A 14,684-nucleotide genomic window follows, 5' to 3' on the forward strand; every position below is an offset into this window, starting at 1 on the left:
TAAATGGTAAGTCAGGTGATTTTGTATTATCGAATAACCCATCCATCAGGTAATGATTTTTGGAATTCTTGGAGTGGTTTGATTTTGGTAAGAAGATAATTCCCCGTTAGACCGACAAAAAAGCCAGAGAGGATACCGCTAAAGGATAGGATAGGGAGGTAATTGAGGACTAACCAGGACTGTCCTATTAGAGCAAAAACAACTAACTGACCGATATTGTGCATGATACCGCCCATAACGGAAATTCCGATAATACTGACTCTCTTTGGTCCCAGCTGCTTGATGGTAGTCATGATAATAAAACTAAAAAGTGTCCCCGCAAATCCATAAAGGAAGGTTGAAAAAGTGCCACTTAAGAAGGTTGACACCAGTAATCTAAAACTGACAACTTTGGCACTATCTGTGAGAGGTAAGGTAAAAATAGAAATAATGGTAATCAAATTTCCAAGTCCAAGCTTGGCTCCAGGTGCAAAGGCAAATGGTGTTGGAATAAATCTTTCAAAAAAAGAAATGACAACAGCCTGAGCGACAAGCATGGTGATAAACATCAATTTTCGATTCGAATTAGGCATAGTATTATTCTATCATAAAAGTAGTGACAGGAGCGAGCGTGTGACAAAAATCCCAAATTCTATTGTTTAATACTATATAGTCTGATATAATGGAAGCGTATTAAAAAAATCTTAACAGGAGGATTAGCTGTGACAAAAGATATAGTTGTCGTAGGTGCCGGCTATGCGGGGATATCTGCGGCGCGCCAGCTAGCGAAAAAATATAAAAAGGACAATGATGTCACGATCACTCTGATTGATAAAAATTCTTTCCATACCTACATGACTGAGCTCCATGAGGTAGCAGCAGGTCGTGTTGAGCCAGAAGCGATTAAGTATGACCTCCAACGTATTTTTAAAAAATACCCTAAAGTTAACCTAGTCACTGATAAAGTGGTCTCTATTGATTACGATAATAAAAAAGTAATCGCTGAGAACCAAACATTGACCTTTGACTACTTGCTCTTAGCTATGGGGGGCGAAGCCAATGACTTTGGTACTCCGGGCGTCAAAGAGAATGGTTTTACTTTATGGTCCATTGAAGCTGCTGAAAAAATCCACAATCACATTATCGAATCCTGCCTAAAAGCCATGGGTGAACATGATGATGCCAAACGTCGTGCCCTTTTGACCTTTACGGTTATTGGTGCTGGATTTACTGGTATTGAGATGATTGGTGAGCTGATTGATTGGGTGCCAATTTTGGCAAAGCGGTATAAACTGGATCCTAAAGAGTTCTCTCTCAAGGTGGTTGAGGCGATGCCAAATATCCTCAACATGGTGACTGAGAAAGAACAAACCAAAGCACGTAAATACCTTGAGAAAAAAGGTGTTGAGTTGATTTTGGCAGACGGCGTTACAAGTGTTGAGAAAGATGCTCTTCACCTGTCTTCTGGTCGTGTGGTACCAACTTATACGTCCATTTGGACAGCAGGTGTTAAAGCTAATACAGATACTGCTAACTTTGGTATTGAGCAAGCACGCGCAGGCCGTCTCGTTGCCAACCAATACATGGAAGCGCAAGGCAAAGAAAATGTTTACGTGGCTGGAGATTTGGTCTACTTTGAAGACCAGTCTCAAGAAGGGCGTCCTGTTCCTCAGATTGTGCAAGCAGCTGAGCAAACAGGGCATACAGCAGCTCATAACATCATTGCAGCTATTAGTGGCGGTGAAAAAGAAGCATTCAAAGGAAAATATGATGGCTTCATGGTCTCTATCGGATCTAAGTACACTGTTGCCTATGTCATGGACAAATATCATGTGTCTGGTTTCATAGCAAGTGCTATGAAACACTTTACCAATCTCTTGTACTTCTTTACCATTCGTAGTTTCTATAATATTGGGGCTTACATGCGCCATGAGTTCTTTGATGTTAAAGATGGCCGAAACATGTTCGGTAGCCACACATCAAGCAAGGGCAATCGTCTATGGCTGGTGCCTCTACGGATCTTCTATGGATCTGTTTGGCTCTTTGAAGGGGTCAAAAAGGCTTTTGGTCTCTTTGGCACCACGTCATGGTTTAGTGATAAGGTTGTCTTTCCATTCCCGTGGTTACAGCAAGCTGCAGAAGCGACATCAGGTGCCTCTGAAGCAGCAACGTCTACATCATCTTCAGTTGCTGAGGCTGTCTCAGGTGCTTCTCAGGCAGCAGAAGGTGCTGGACAAGCTGCAACAGAAGCCTCACATCAAATCTTTAGTTTGAGCTATGCTTATGGTGAGGAGCCAATGCAAGTCTTGAAAGCTATGCCGGATTGGTTTGAAGCGATTATGAAATTCATGATGCCAAACCAAGAAGTAGCCCTCTTCATGCAAAAATTTATGACTTGTGTTGAGATTGCTATTGGTCTTGCCCTTATCGCAGGTGCCTTTGTCTGGCTTGTGAGTGCGGCAACGGCTGCTATGGTGGTCATGTTTAGCTTATCTGGCATGTTCTTCTGGGTTAACATTTGGTTTATTCCAGTAGCCATTGCACTAATGGCAGGCGCTGGCCGTTCCTTCGGTCTTGATTATTGGATTATGCCGTGGCTAGGGCGACTGCTTGATAGGTGGATATACGGTAAGCCAAAACACTTGTACCGACGTTAGGAAGTCATAGGATTTCTTTGACATCCATGTTATAATAAGAATAAGGTTATCTCATGATCGAGTTGGAATGACTTAATCTGAGATAACTTTTCTTTTATCAATGCATTATGAGGAGTTTTTCGTGGTCCATTACATTTGGGATGATTATCCAGACGTTCAAAAAGGATTAAAAGCGGTTAAAGACATTATGGTGTCAGAGATATCAGTGATTCATCCTGATGTCAAAGCCAAAATAATGGCATATATTAATGCGCCTGGCAAATATTTGCGATCAGGGCTATGCCTTTTGCTATCCCAGTTACGACATAATGACATTCCAGAGGGGAAATTGTACTTGGGGGCTTATTTAGAGATCTTACATCTGGCTACCTTGATTCATGATGATGTCATTGATCAAGCAGATCATCGCCGGGGTATCGAGGTCATTCATCAGACCTATAGTAATCGTATTGCTATTTATGCGGGGGATTATCTGCTAAGTTATGCTAACCGCCTTTTATGGAAAGCCGCAAATAAGCTAGATTTTGATAAGGACGATCAGGAGCTGCTGCATTCAAAACTCATTGAGCGGATCTTGGCAGGAGAGCTAGCACAATTGATGAATCAGTTTGATCAGCACATGACTATGAAAACTTATCTCAAACAAATTAAGGGGAAAACCGCCTTATTATTTGCCTTGGCTTGTCAGATGGGGGCTTGGGAAAAAGGAGTTTCTAAAAGAGAGTCCCATACTGCATTTTTATTGGGACAAAACATCGGAATGGCTTTTCAAATGACTGACGATTTGATTGATTATCAGTTACTTGAAGAAAGCTCAGGTAAACCTTGGATGCAAGATATCCAAAATGGCATTTATACCGCGCCCTACTTGCTGGCGAAACAAAAACAGGCAGATTTGGATAAGGTGTTTGCTATTAGCCCTAACAAACAGTGGACTGCCCAAGAGTTAATGGCTTTCTACAATCATCTCGTATCGCTGGGGGCTTTTCAGGAGACGGAAAAATTGGTTGCCGCTTATTTTGGTAAGATGTCTCAACAATCGCAAAAACTACTATCAGATGAACAATCGGATCAGATGGTGCACTTTTTAGAGACAATCATGAAGCGACAATTTTAAGCTTGTCAGGCTACTTGGCTTTAAGAGTCCAGATGTATTCACCAAAGCACTTTTTAAATCAGCGATTATGTCTGATTTGAGGGGTGCTTTTCATATACTACTTATAGCCAAGACCGCGCCATGAGAATGACAGATGGAGGATATGTATCTGTCATTTCGTGCAGAGTTGATCTATCAGAGTCGGATCAGGAATGCTAGTCGTCTGAATGGGGAGAGATGGTTACCAAACAGGTTTCCTAACATGAAGCCTAATCTCAAAAGGAGTTGATAATACGAAACGTTTAAATGTATTGGTCCATAATTTTATGATTACTACTGGTAGATCTAGGGCTACTCATGACTGACAATGAGAATTTTTGAAGACCTTATCGAGCCAAAGGGAAAGTGTGATACAATAGAGCTAACCTATTACTTGTGAAGGAGTTGCTAATGTCTGATCAGATTGATGTGGCCTATTACCACCAGTTGGCTTTACAAAAGCAAGAAGATCACCGTAAGTTTTTGGATGGATTGAAAAAACGTCCTCCGAAGAATTTAGATAAATTAGTCAAGGAAACTCATGAAGCTGTTTTTCAACGCATTGACTGTACGAAGTGTGCCAATTGCTGTAAAAGCTTGGGACCGGATTTGACGGAAGCAGATATCAAAAGGATGTCGAAGCTATTTCGCTTGAAATTATCGACCTTTGAGCAAACTTACCTTAGGGTTGATGAAGATGGTGATAAGGTCTTTCAATCGATGCCTTGTCCGTTTTTAGGAGCTGATAATCTATGTGATGTCTATGATGCGCGTCCCAAAGCCTGCGCTGAGTTTCCTCATACAGATCGGAAAAAATTTTACCAGATTAACCATCTGACCTTAAAAAATACCTTGATTTGCCCAGCGGCTTATCAGTTTGTTGAGGCATTGAGAGAGAAACTGTGAGGTGTGGATTTCTTCATTAGGGGAATCATTTATCGAAGAAGTGATACTGGTGCATGCGCCGAGTACAGGACCCTATATTGCACTTGACTCATGGAGAAATAAACCGCTGTGTTGAGTTTAATATAGTCAAATGAATTAACTTTCAGACAAGGAACTGAGACGCGGACAGTACTTGAGTACGGCAAGTCGAAAGTGACGATGTATCAAAGTTAATTCAAAAGACTATACATAGTTCTTTGCCAAAGCTGAGGTCAGTAATACAGTGATCACAGCTTTTTGTTTTTTAGACTATTTCGCTTGGTATGTGGAAGATAAGGAGTAGCTGCTATGTGGATGTGGGGTAATAGCGATCTTCAAAATCTTCTAAAGCGGTACACCAATGATGATTAGGCTATTCATTTTTTGACTGGTTTTGCTTTTGTGTCAATATGTCATTTTAAGTTGTATGTGTTGGAAATAGGTTGTCTAGCTAATGGTTATTATAAGAACTTTTTAGGCTTTAGCTGTTTAGGGATAAGGATGAGGCTGGGCAAGCGATCTTATTTTTGAGCGTTTGTGTTGCATTTTATTACTAGTTAGTTGTAAAATAATATTAAGAATCAAGGGACTTGTAAAGCTTTAGCAAGAAATGGAGTTATTATGACAGATCATCAGTTACTTGGTATTCATCATGTGACGGTAATGACGGATAGTGCTGAGCACAATTATCGCTTTTTTACAGAAGCTTTAAGCATGCGCTTGGTGAAGAAGACCGTTAATCAAGACGATATTCAGACCTACCCTACTTCTTCGCTGATGATGAGGGGTCAGCTGGTACGGACACGACATTTTTTGATTTTCTTGGAAATCCTAAAGCCATGCATGGGACAAATGCAATTACCAGAGCTAGTTTTCGTGTGCCCGATGATGCTGCTTTGAAGTATTATCAGGAACGATTTGATGCTTTTGGTGTTAAACATGAGGGTATCATTGACTGGTTTGGGGTTAAGGCTTTGCCATTTGAAGAAGAAGACGGACAACGGTATCAACTGGGGCGTATTTTGATAGAAATCTCGACAGATGGTCCTGGTTTTGAGACAGATGACCCCTATGAAACACTTGGTGAGCGTCTTTCTTTACCGCCGTTTTTAGAACCAGAACGTGACCTGATTGGACGAACGATTCGGCCATTTAACACTTAACGCCATCACAGTTGATAAGGAGATAGTCATATGGAAGTTATAAAGCACATTCATCATATCAGTGCAATTGTTGGTAATGTTAATGAAAATTTGCAATTTTATCGTGAGATTTTACAGCTACGACTAGTTAAGCAGACGGTTAATTTTGATGATTCTACAGGGTATCATCTCTATTTTGCCAATCAAGCGGTTGATCCTGGAACACTGATGACCTTTTTCCCTTGGGAAAATGCGGAACCTGGTCAAAAAGGGAGTGGTCAAGGTGGGCGCATTGCTTTTCGCGTTCCCAAAGGACAGTTGGGGTATTGGCGAGAGCGTCTGACTGCCTATGATGTATCTTATCAAGAGGCTAAATGGTTTGAATACCCTGCTCTCTTTTTCCAAGACCATCATGCCCTCAATTTAGCCTTGGTTGAGGGAGAGGAAGTATCAGAAACACCGGATATTCTTGGTTTTCATGGCGTTGAGCTTTTATCTAGTCATCCTAGTGGTAGTGTGGCTTTTTTGAAACAACATATGGGCTTGGTTGAATTGGAAGAATCATCTGAAGCCTATCGTCTTCAAACTACTGGCCATCAAAAACATGATATTGTGATTCCTAAAGCAAGTCTTGAGAGAGGAAGTTGGGGGCCAGGGACAGTTCACCATATTGCTTGGCATGTGAGTGACGAAACAAGCTTAATGAGCTATAGTCAAGGGCTCTCTGAAGCAGGTTTTAGACCGACTGTGGTTCGTGATCGTAAATATTTTAAATCCATTTATCTTCGTGAAGCAGGACATGTGATTTTTGAGTTTGCGACAGCTAAGCCAGGGATGACGGTAGACGAGACATTTGACCAATTAGGCATGTCGCTACAATTGCCGAAAAAATATGAAAACCGTCGTACACTTATCGAAGCCGCACTTGAACCTTTGAATATGAAAGAAGAATAAGATGCTAAATATATCATCTTATCGCTCTGATCAAGGGAATCCTGAAATGAAAGAATACGCTTCAGCAGATCATTTTGTAACGGCACAATTAAGGGAAGTTCCAGACTTACAAGATTTTTACAAAATCATCTCAGTTTCATTGGAAGGAAAGGACTTATCGGATTTTCAGGACAAGACGATTGGCCAACTGTTTGACTATTTGAATCGCTAGGTTGGTGAGAGGATCATGAATCATCTATTTTATAAAGGAGACTTGGACCAACCGACCTTGATCTTGTTGCACGGTACTGGTGGTGACGAGACGAGTATGCTCTCAATTGCAAAACGGCTTAATCCTCATGCCAGTGTATTAAGCCTGCGTGGTGATGTTAACGAAAATGGAGCCCTGCGTTTCTTTCAACGGCTGTCTGAAGGGCAATATGATGTTGTTGACTTGGAGAAACGCCGCGAACGATTACGAATATTTTTAGAGGAAGCAGCGCAAAGTTATCAATTTAAGCTTGATGAGGCAGTATTAGTTGGTTTTTCAAATGGGGCTAATATGGCTATTGCTCTGCTTTTAGAGGATGATTCTCTCTTGCAGATCGGTGTGCTCATGGCTCCCATGTATCCCATTGATACAAGTCATTTAAGGCAGAAGAAAGCTAAGACGCGCGTCTTTTTATCACTGGGGTCGGCAGATCCGATTGTTCCACTGGATGAAAGTTATAAGGTAATCAGTGAATTTGAAAAACGTGATGCTTTACTTCAGGTTTACTGGGTGAGAGGTCATGAAGTCACTGCTGCAATTCTAGAAGCAGCTAAAAAATGGTTAGCAAGTCAAATGTTAGTAATGAGATCTGACGGTTAGAAGACAGAGGAAGAGTTGGTAACAGACAAGGGTGAGCCAACCTATGCGGCCCCAGTGCCAGCACTTGGTCTAGCAGCGGTATTAGAGCAGCTTGGTTATGACAGACCAGTTCCAACCAAGGTTGTTAAGAACCTAGCTAGTCCAGAAGTCAAGCTGGGTCAACGTAAAGCTGCAGCTCAGGCTGAAAACAGCTATCCAGCTGCCTTACCAAACACGGGTGATGCTTCAGCAGTTGCCTTTGTGGTAACAGGCTTAGCCATGAGCTTACTCGGTTTTGGATTAGGTATGAGAAACCGTGAGGATTAGAACGGAGTTCTCCTAATCCCATAATCCCCTGCTTATTGATGAACTGCACCCCAAAAGTTAGACAGAAAATCTAACAAATGGGGTGCTTTTCTTTTTTTGTTTTTATAGTATAATGAATAAGATTATTGGATGAGGAAGTGCTAGAAGCATCCATCACTAGATCTTAGTCTGGGAAGTTTCTTCATGACTCTAAAGGAAGACTTACAATTAGGGATAACCCTGCACCTGATTAGTAAAATATGAGAAGATATGCGTATTTATAAAGTAAATACGGACTCTTAGAAATAGTTGACTATTCCCAAAATGTGCCTAACGAATGTTTCTCAGAGATAGTGCTCTATCTTATCAATAGGTAAAGTCGGGTACGAATGATTGGGAAAGCTGATGTTTAGCGAGATCTCTCCAGAAATCTTAGAAGCTAAGAAAGCATGTCCTACCTAACTGAGGCTAAGAGACGTAGTCTCGATTTGATGAAAGTGCCCATGCTAACTCATCACTCAGCTAACATAAAGTTAATACCTAAAGAAAGGACCTAACCGTGTCTTACCAATTTCTACTTTTCGACCTTGATCACACCTTGCTGGATTTTGCATCTGATGAAGAATCGGCGCTAACCACCTTACTAGTAGAAGCAGGTGTTAGTAATATAGCAGCCTATAAAGCGTACTACATCCCGATGAATCAAGCCTTGTGGCAAGATCTGTCAGCAGGCTTAATCACTAAAAAAGAACTGATTGACACTCGTTTTGCGAAACTTTTTGCCCACTTCGGTCAGGAAGTTGACGGCCAGGATATGGCTGAGCGTTACCAGCATTTTTTGAGCCAAGAGGGGCATGTTTTTCCAGGTGTTCGTGACTTTTTGCAAACTCTTCGCGAGCAGGGATATCATCTTTTTGGCGCCACAAATGGAGTGACTTATATCCAAAAAGGGCGTCTAGCCCAATCACAACTAGTATCTTTCTTCGACCATGTCTTTATTTCAGATGAGTTAGGCGCCCATAAACCTGAAAAAGCCTTTTTTGCGCATATTGCCAATACCATTCCAGGATTTGAAGCTCAGAAAGCGCTGATGATTGGGGATAGTCTACTGGCTGATATTAAGGGTGGTCAAGACTCAGGGATTGATACCATCTGGTACAATCCTGAAAATCATGCCAACACAACCTCAGTTACACCGACCTATATTGCGCAAAATTACCAAGATATTCTCGATATCATTCGTCGAGGGTCTTGCTAGAACTTATTTGAAATATTTGATGAAATAGTGAGCCTTTTTAAACAGCTTTTAGAAAATCTCATGCTATAATGAGACATCAAAAAATACTTTGGAGGAACACGATGTTAAAAGCAATGGAAGCCTATTTGGTGACAGATGGTAATGGATTGGAAGCTATCGATTTTTATAAGGAGGCTCTTGATGCTACAGTTGAACAAGTAAATCTTTATAAAGACTTTTTACCAGACTGCCCAGCAGAGTTGGAAAACTTTGTCATGAACGCCCAGCTTCGCCTACCGAACGGCCAACGCTTTATGTTGTCAGACAATAACCCAGAAATGCCTTATACAGTTGGTGATAATATCACAGTTGCCTTGATTACCGATGATGCTGAGACAGCCAAAGACTTCTATAACAAATTATCCGTTGATGCTAAAGCAATTGCCATGGAACTCCAAGAAGTGCCTTGGTCGCCTGCCTATGGCAATCTAACAGATAAATTTGGTATCTCATGGCAGGTCAATGCCGAAGTTGCAGACTTTGGCCGAGATTATTACGCTGATTAAGGTGAAACTGATTACTATTAATCTAGTAAAGACAAGAGTTGGTCATGTTGCCAACTCTTTTTGCGTGGCTATCATTTTGAATTGTCATAGCTTTCATATGCCAATGTTACCTTGCAATGTTAAGAAATGCCTCATTTTTGATATAATAAGCTTATGAATCAACTGATTAAACATAAATTGGAGTTGCTTCCTAATAGCCCAGGGTGCTACCTCCACAAAGACAAAACAGGAAAAATCATCTACGTTGGAAAAGCTAAAAATCTCCGGAATCGCGTCAGATCTTATTTTCGAGGCAGTCATGATACTAAAACGGAAATGCTGGTATCGGAGATCGCTGATTTTGAATTCATTGTCACTGAGTCAAATGTTGAGGCCTTGCTTCTTGAGATCAATCTGATCCAAGAAAACATGCCCAAATATAACATCCGCTTAAAAGATGACAAATCTTATCCTTTCATCAAAATCACAAATGAAACCTATCCGCGATTGATCATTACCCGTCAGGTGAAAAAAGATGGGGGCCTTTACTTCGGACCTTATCCAGATGTTTATGCCGCAAACGACATTAAGCGTCTTTTGGATCGCATGTTTCCCTTTAAAAAGTGTAAAAACCCTGCCAATAAAGTTTGCTTTTATTACCACATTGGTCAGTGTTACGCGCATACCGTCTGTCATACAGATAAGGGGTATTGGGACGGTCTGATTACTGATGTTAAAAACTTTTTGAATGGTCATGACGACAAGATGATTAAAGAGTTGAAAACCAAAATGCAGACCTTTTCAGACCGCTTAGAATTTGAAAAAGCAGCAGAATACCGCGACCTCTTGACTGCTATTCAAACGCTTCGTACCAAGCAGCGTGTTATGAGCCAAGATATGCAGGATCGCGATATTTTTGGTTATTATACTGAAAAGGGCTGGATGTGTGTTCAGGTTTTCTTTGTGCGCCAGGGAAAACTCATCCAAAGAGATGTCAATCTGTTTCCTTATTATAATGAGCCAGAAGAGGATTTTTTGACTTATTTAGGACAGTTTTATCAAGAAACCAAGCATATCCTCCCCAAGGAAATTTTCATTCCATCAGCTATTGATGAAGAGCTGGTTAAAGCCATTGTTCCTAGCAAGGTAATTAAACCTCAGCGTGGCGAAAAGAAACAGCTGGTTAATTTAGCTATAAAAAACGCCCGTGTCAGCCTAGAGCAAAAATTCAGTCTCCTGGAAAAAGACCTACAAAAGACCCAAGGCGCTATCGAAAATCTAGGGAAATTGATGGGCATTCAGACACCAATTCGGATAGAAGCCTTTGATAATTCAAACATTATGGGAACAAGTCCTGTCTCAGCCATGGTTGTTTTTGAAAATGGGAAACCCAACAAAAAGGAATACCGAAAATATAAAATCAAAACTGTTCAAGGTCCTGATGACTATGCGAGTATGCGAGAAGTTATTCGTCGCCGCTATGGGCGCGTGAAAAAGGAAAATCTCCCAGTACCCGATTTGATTATCATTGATGGTGGACAAGGACAGGTCAATAGTGCCAAAGCCGTCTTAAGAGATGAGTTGAATATGGTCATACCAGTGGCAGGTCTTCAAAAAAATGATCGTCACCAGACGCATGAGTTATTATTCGGAGATCCCTTAGAGGTGATTGATCTGCCGAGAAATTCGGAAGCCTTTTTCCTTCTACATCGTATTCAAGACGAGGTGCACCGATTTGCGATCACCTTCCACCGACAAGTACGTAGTAAAAATTCATTCAGTTCACGATTAGATGGCATTCAGGGATTGGGTCCCAAGCGCAAGCAGTTATTACTGAAAGCGTTTAAATCCATCACTAAGATTCAAGAAGCAAGCATTGCTGACATGACGTCGCTAGGTCTGCCTGAAAAGGTAGCACAAACTGTGAAAGAGGCTCTACAGGAAACAAAAGAAACGAAATAGCGGCAAATCTAATGTGGTTTATTGGGCCTAAACAGGCCAAGGAAAAAACTATGATTGTTGAATGTAATAAAATACAGTATAATAGAGAATAGCAAAATTGGAGAAAAGAGTTATGCCAAAACATCGTAGATCTAAACCGAGTCGATCGCATTCGACTAAAAATGTATGGGCAATCGTTAATAGCTGTTTAATTGCCCTGTTTATCTTGTTAGCGGGACTGACGTCCTATCTCTTGTTAGCTAACAATATTTTAAATGTCAATGGCTTGAATTGGATTGTCATCGCCTTGTTTATAGGAGTCACTTTATTAGCTATCGTCTTGACAGCGACAAAAAAATTGCAGCGACTAACTTGTTTAATATTACTAGTTGCGTCCGTATTTGTGGGTGTATTTTTATTTGCCACAAAATCGACAATTGATGCGACCAAACGGATGAATGAATCTTCCTTCTATTCAGAAGTTGAGATGTCTGTAGTTGTCAACAAGGACAGCGCGATTAATAACATTAAAGAAGTAGACAAACTCTTAGCGCCTGTTGATAGTGATCAAGAAAATATTCAAGGTTTGCTGACCAATATCAAGTCAAACGAAGGTATTGATCTTACGACTGAAAAGGTGGATTCTTACCAGTCAGCATTCGATACAATTTCATCTGATAGTAATCAAGCTATGGTCTTAAATAGCGGCTTTGTCTCCTTATTGGAGCAGCCAGGTGAGTCACTGAAAGATCGTGTCAAAACAATTTATACTTACACTGTACGAAAAGAAACCAAAACAAATTCTAAAACAGCAAACGCCGATGTGTTCAATATTTACGTCAGTGGAATTGACACTTATGGACCGATTAGCTCAGTCTCTCGTTCAGACGTGAATATCATCATGACGGTAAACCTCAAGACCAACAAAGTCTTACTAACAACGACACCTAGGGATTCTTACGTTAAGATCCCAGATGGTGGAGCAGACCAGTACGATAAGCTCACCCATGCAGGTATTTATGGCGTTGAGACCTCTGAAAAGACCCTTGAAAATCTATACGGTATTCCGATTGACTATTATGCGCGGATCAACTTCACCTCATTCTTAAAATTAATTGACCTCCTTGGTGGTGTCGAAGTGGTCAACGACCAAGCTTTTACAAGTAAGCACGGAAATTATGATTTTCCAGTTGGTAAAGTGACATTAGATTCTGAAAGAGCTTTGGCCTTTGTCCGTGAGCGTTATAGTCTTGATGGTGGTGATAACGACCGTGGTAAAAACCAAGAAAAAGTTATTACCGCTATTATCAATAAAATGGCCAGCCTTCGAACAATTACCAACTTCTCAAGTGTTTTGAATGGTCTGGGGGATTCGATTCAAACCAATATGCCAACGTCTACACTGATGACCATTGCAAATAAGCAAGTCGCTTCGGGTGGTCGCTATACTGTTGAATCACAGGATGTCAAAGGGACAGGTTCCACTGGTCAGTTGAAGTCTTACGCTATGCCAGGATCAAGTTTGTATATGTATTCCTTGGATGAGGCTAGTGTCTCCGAGGCTAAAGCAGCTATCCAGTCTGTCATGGAGGGAAATTAGTGTGATTGACTTACATTCGCATATTATTTATGAGGTTGATGATGGTCCCAAAACCTTAGATGAGAGTATCGCCTTGATCAAAGAAAGCTATTCTCAGGGCGTTAGGACGATTGTAGCAACCTCACACCGCCGCAAAGGAATGTTTGAAACACCTGAAAAGCTGATCATGCAAAATTTCTTACGTGTAAAAGAAGTTGCAGAAGCAACGTTTCCTGACTTAGAATTATTGTATGGTGGTGAGCTTTATTATTCATCGGATTTAATCAAGAAACTGGAACAGCATCGCGTTCCAAGTTATAACGAAAGACGCGTTATTTTGCTAGAATTTAGCATGGCGACACCTTGGAAAGACATTCAGACTGGGGTTTCTCAAGTGCTTATGTTGGGATTGACACCTGTTATTGCGCATATCGAGCGATACAATGCCCTAGAGTTTAATGAAGAACGCGTGAAAGAATTGCAAAATATGGGTTGCTATACGCAAGTTAATAGTAATCATGTCCTAAAACCTCAATTGTTTGGGGATAAAGAAAAGATTTTTAAAAAACGCGGGATGTATTTCTTAGAAAAAGACCTCGTTGATGTTATCGCTAGTGACATGCATAACTTGACTAGTAGACCACCTTATATGCGAGAAGCCTACAAGGTTGTTACGGCAAAAAAAGGCGAAAGCAAAGCAAAAGCCCTATTTGAAACAACACCAAAATCAATTATCGGTCGATAAGACCTAGGAGAAGAAATGGAAAAAGCAACTGTAGAAATTGATGTATTACAATTATTAAAGAAGCTGTGGAACAGAAAGTTTTTGATCTTACTGATTTCAATGATTGGAGCAGTATTAGGAATGGTTGTCAGTGTTTTCTTGATTACACCTGAATACCGGTCAACAACGCGACTTTATGTGATCAACCAAACGTCAGATGCCAATACCCCAACCGTGCAAGATATTCAAGCAGGTGGCTACTTGGTTAATGACTATAAAGAAATCATCACTTCAGAGGATGTTCTCAGCCAAGCTATTGAGAGAGAAGGCTTGACCATGACACCTGGCGAATTATCAGGAAAAATGTCAGTGGTTATTCCTACGGATACGCGTGTTATCTCTATCAATGTCATGGATGAAAATGCTAACAAAGCAAGTGAGATAGCTAATACTCTGCGGGAAGTAGCTGCTGAAAAGATCAAGGCGGTTACCAATGTTGAGGACGTCACCACACTAGAAGCTGCTAAGCCATCACCTTCACCTGCAACGCCTAATACGAAGCGCAATGTTGCCTTAGGTTTTATCGTCGGTTTCTTCCTATCAATTTTTAGTATTTTAGTAATAACTGTCTTAGATGATCGTGTAAAAGATGCTACTGATATTGAAGAACAATTAAAATTGCCGTTGTTAGGTATCGTTCCTGATTTGAAACGTTTATAAGGAGAAAGAGAT

At 40.8% G+C, this 14,684-nt stretch carries 14 protein-coding genes and 1 pseudogene; 14 read left to right on the plus strand and 1 reads right to left on the minus strand.

The window, feature by feature from the left end:
- Positions 1 to 26: 26 nt before the first annotated feature.
- On the minus strand, positions 27 to 572 hold the full coding sequence (locus tag G574_RS0100910) for a Gx transporter family protein (protein ID WP_029690544.1): 546 nt from the start codon (positions 570 to 572) through the stop codon (positions 27 to 29).
- A 129-nt stretch (positions 573 to 701) separates the two neighbouring features.
- Here G574_RS0100910 and G574_RS0100915 point away from each other — a divergent pair, with 129 nt between their 5' ends.
- The 14 genes and pseudogenes from G574_RS0100915 to G574_RS0100980 all read left to right on the plus strand — a co-directional run bounded on the left by G574_RS0100915 (position 702) and on the right by G574_RS0100980 (position 14,672).
- Positions 702 to 2,636, plus strand: coding sequence for an NAD(P)/FAD-dependent oxidoreductase (locus G574_RS0100915; protein ID WP_029690545.1), 1,935 nt, complete (start codon positions 702 to 704; stop codon positions 2,634 to 2,636).
- A gap of 121 nt (positions 2,637 to 2,757) precedes the next feature.
- A complete protein-coding gene (locus G574_RS0100920) occupies positions 2,758 to 3,753 on the plus strand; it encodes a polyprenyl synthetase family protein (RefSeq protein WP_029690546.1) in 996 nt (331 codons plus the stop codon).
- A gap of 429 nt (positions 3,754 to 4,182) precedes the next feature.
- A complete protein-coding gene (locus G574_RS0100925; RefSeq protein ID WP_029690547.1) occupies positions 4,183 to 4,677 on the plus strand; it encodes a YkgJ family cysteine cluster protein in 495 nt (164 codons plus the stop codon).
- A gap of 639 nt (positions 4,678 to 5,316) precedes the next feature.
- Positions 5,317 to 5,708 (plus strand): annotated as a pseudogene (locus G574_RS10655) (VOC family protein); the annotation flags it as partial.
- A gap of 180 nt (positions 5,709 to 5,888) precedes the next feature.
- Entirely contained in the window at positions 5,889 to 6,791 is a 903-nt protein-coding gene (locus G574_RS0100935) for a VOC family protein (protein WP_029690548.1), read from the plus strand.
- 1 nt (position 6,792) lies between these two features.
- On the plus strand, positions 6,793 to 7,002 hold the full coding sequence (locus tag G574_RS0100940) for a hypothetical protein (RefSeq protein WP_017769655.1): 210 nt from the start codon (positions 6,793 to 6,795) through the stop codon (positions 7,000 to 7,002).
- Positions 7,003 to 7,017: 15 nt separating this feature from the next.
- Positions 7,018 to 7,641 (plus strand): alpha/beta hydrolase, encoded by a 624-nt coding sequence (locus G574_RS0100945; RefSeq protein WP_017769654.1) that lies wholly within the window; start codon positions 7,018 to 7,020, stop codon positions 7,639 to 7,641.
- Positions 7,642 to 7,656: 15 nt separating this feature from the next.
- Positions 7,657 to 7,947: an LPXTG cell wall anchor domain-containing protein gene (locus tag G574_RS0100950; protein ID WP_029690550.1), complete on the plus strand. Its 291-nt coding sequence runs from the start codon at positions 7,657 to 7,659 to the stop codon at positions 7,945 to 7,947.
- Positions 7,948 to 8,485: 538 nt separating this feature from the next.
- The gene (gene pynA, locus G574_RS0100955; protein ID WP_029690551.1) at positions 8,486 to 9,184 is read left to right on the plus strand and encodes a pyrimidine 5'-nucleotidase PynA; all 699 of its coding nucleotides are present in this window, start codon (positions 8,486 to 8,488) and stop codon (positions 9,182 to 9,184) included.
- A 101-nt stretch (positions 9,185 to 9,285) separates the two neighbouring features.
- A complete protein-coding gene (locus G574_RS0100960) occupies positions 9,286 to 9,729 on the plus strand; it encodes a VOC family protein (protein ID WP_029690552.1) in 444 nt (147 codons plus the stop codon).
- 153 nt (positions 9,730 to 9,882) lie between these two features.
- Positions 9,883 to 11,670, plus strand: coding sequence for an excinuclease ABC subunit UvrC (gene uvrC, locus G574_RS0100965; RefSeq protein WP_029690553.1), 1,788 nt, complete (start codon positions 9,883 to 9,885; stop codon positions 11,668 to 11,670).
- Between the two features lie 112 nt (positions 11,671 to 11,782).
- The gene (gene cpsA, locus G574_RS0100970) at positions 11,783 to 13,249 is read left to right on the plus strand and encodes an LCP family glycopolymer transferase CpsA (protein WP_029690554.1); all 1,467 of its coding nucleotides are present in this window, start codon (positions 11,783 to 11,785) and stop codon (positions 13,247 to 13,249) included.
- A gap of 1 nt (position 13,250) precedes the next feature.
- On the plus strand, positions 13,251 to 13,973 hold the full coding sequence (gene cps4B / locus G574_RS0100975) for a capsular polysaccharide biosynthesis protein Cps4B (protein WP_029690555.1): 723 nt from the start codon (positions 13,251 to 13,253) through the stop codon (positions 13,971 to 13,973).
- Between the two features lie 15 nt (positions 13,974 to 13,988).
- Positions 13,989 to 14,672, plus strand: coding sequence for a Wzz/FepE/Etk N-terminal domain-containing protein (locus G574_RS0100980; RefSeq protein WP_017770407.1), 684 nt, complete (start codon positions 13,989 to 13,991; stop codon positions 14,670 to 14,672).
- The last annotated feature ends 12 nt before the right edge of the window (positions 14,673 to 14,684 follow it).

The sequence above is a fragment of the Streptococcus hyovaginalis DSM 12219 genome (assembly GCF_000420785.1).
GTDB classification, from domain to species: domain Bacteria; phylum Bacillota; class Bacilli; order Lactobacillales; family Streptococcaceae; genus Streptococcus; species Streptococcus hyovaginalis.

Coding starts and splice junctions, on each gene's coding strand:
- uvrC (WP_029690553.1), top strand. CDS start 9,883: ATGAATCAACTGATTAAACATAAATTGGAGTTGCTTCCTAATAGCCCA.
- G574_RS0100960 (WP_029690552.1), top strand. CDS start 9,286: ATGTTAAAAGCAATGGAAGCCTATTTGGTGACAGATGGTAATGGATTG.
- cpsA (WP_029690554.1), top strand. CDS start 11,783: ATGCCAAAACATCGTAGATCTAAACCGAGTCGATCGCATTCGACTAAA.
- G574_RS0100925 (WP_029690547.1), top strand. CDS start 4,183: ATGTCTGATCAGATTGATGTGGCCTATTACCACCAGTTGGCTTTACAA.
- G574_RS0100945 (WP_017769654.1), top strand. CDS start 7,018: ATGAATCATCTATTTTATAAAGGAGACTTGGACCAACCGACCTTGATC.
- G574_RS0100980 (WP_017770407.1), top strand. CDS start 13,989: ATGGAAAAAGCAACTGTAGAAATTGATGTATTACAATTATTAAAGAAG.
- G574_RS0100910 (WP_029690544.1), bottom strand. CDS start 572: ATGCCTAATTCGAATCGAAAATTGATGTTTATCACCATGCTTGTCGCT.
- G574_RS0100940 (WP_017769655.1), top strand. CDS start 6,793: ATGCTAAATATATCATCTTATCGCTCTGATCAAGGGAATCCTGAAATG.
- G574_RS0100935 (WP_029690548.1), top strand. CDS start 5,889: ATGGAAGTTATAAAGCACATTCATCATATCAGTGCAATTGTTGGTAAT.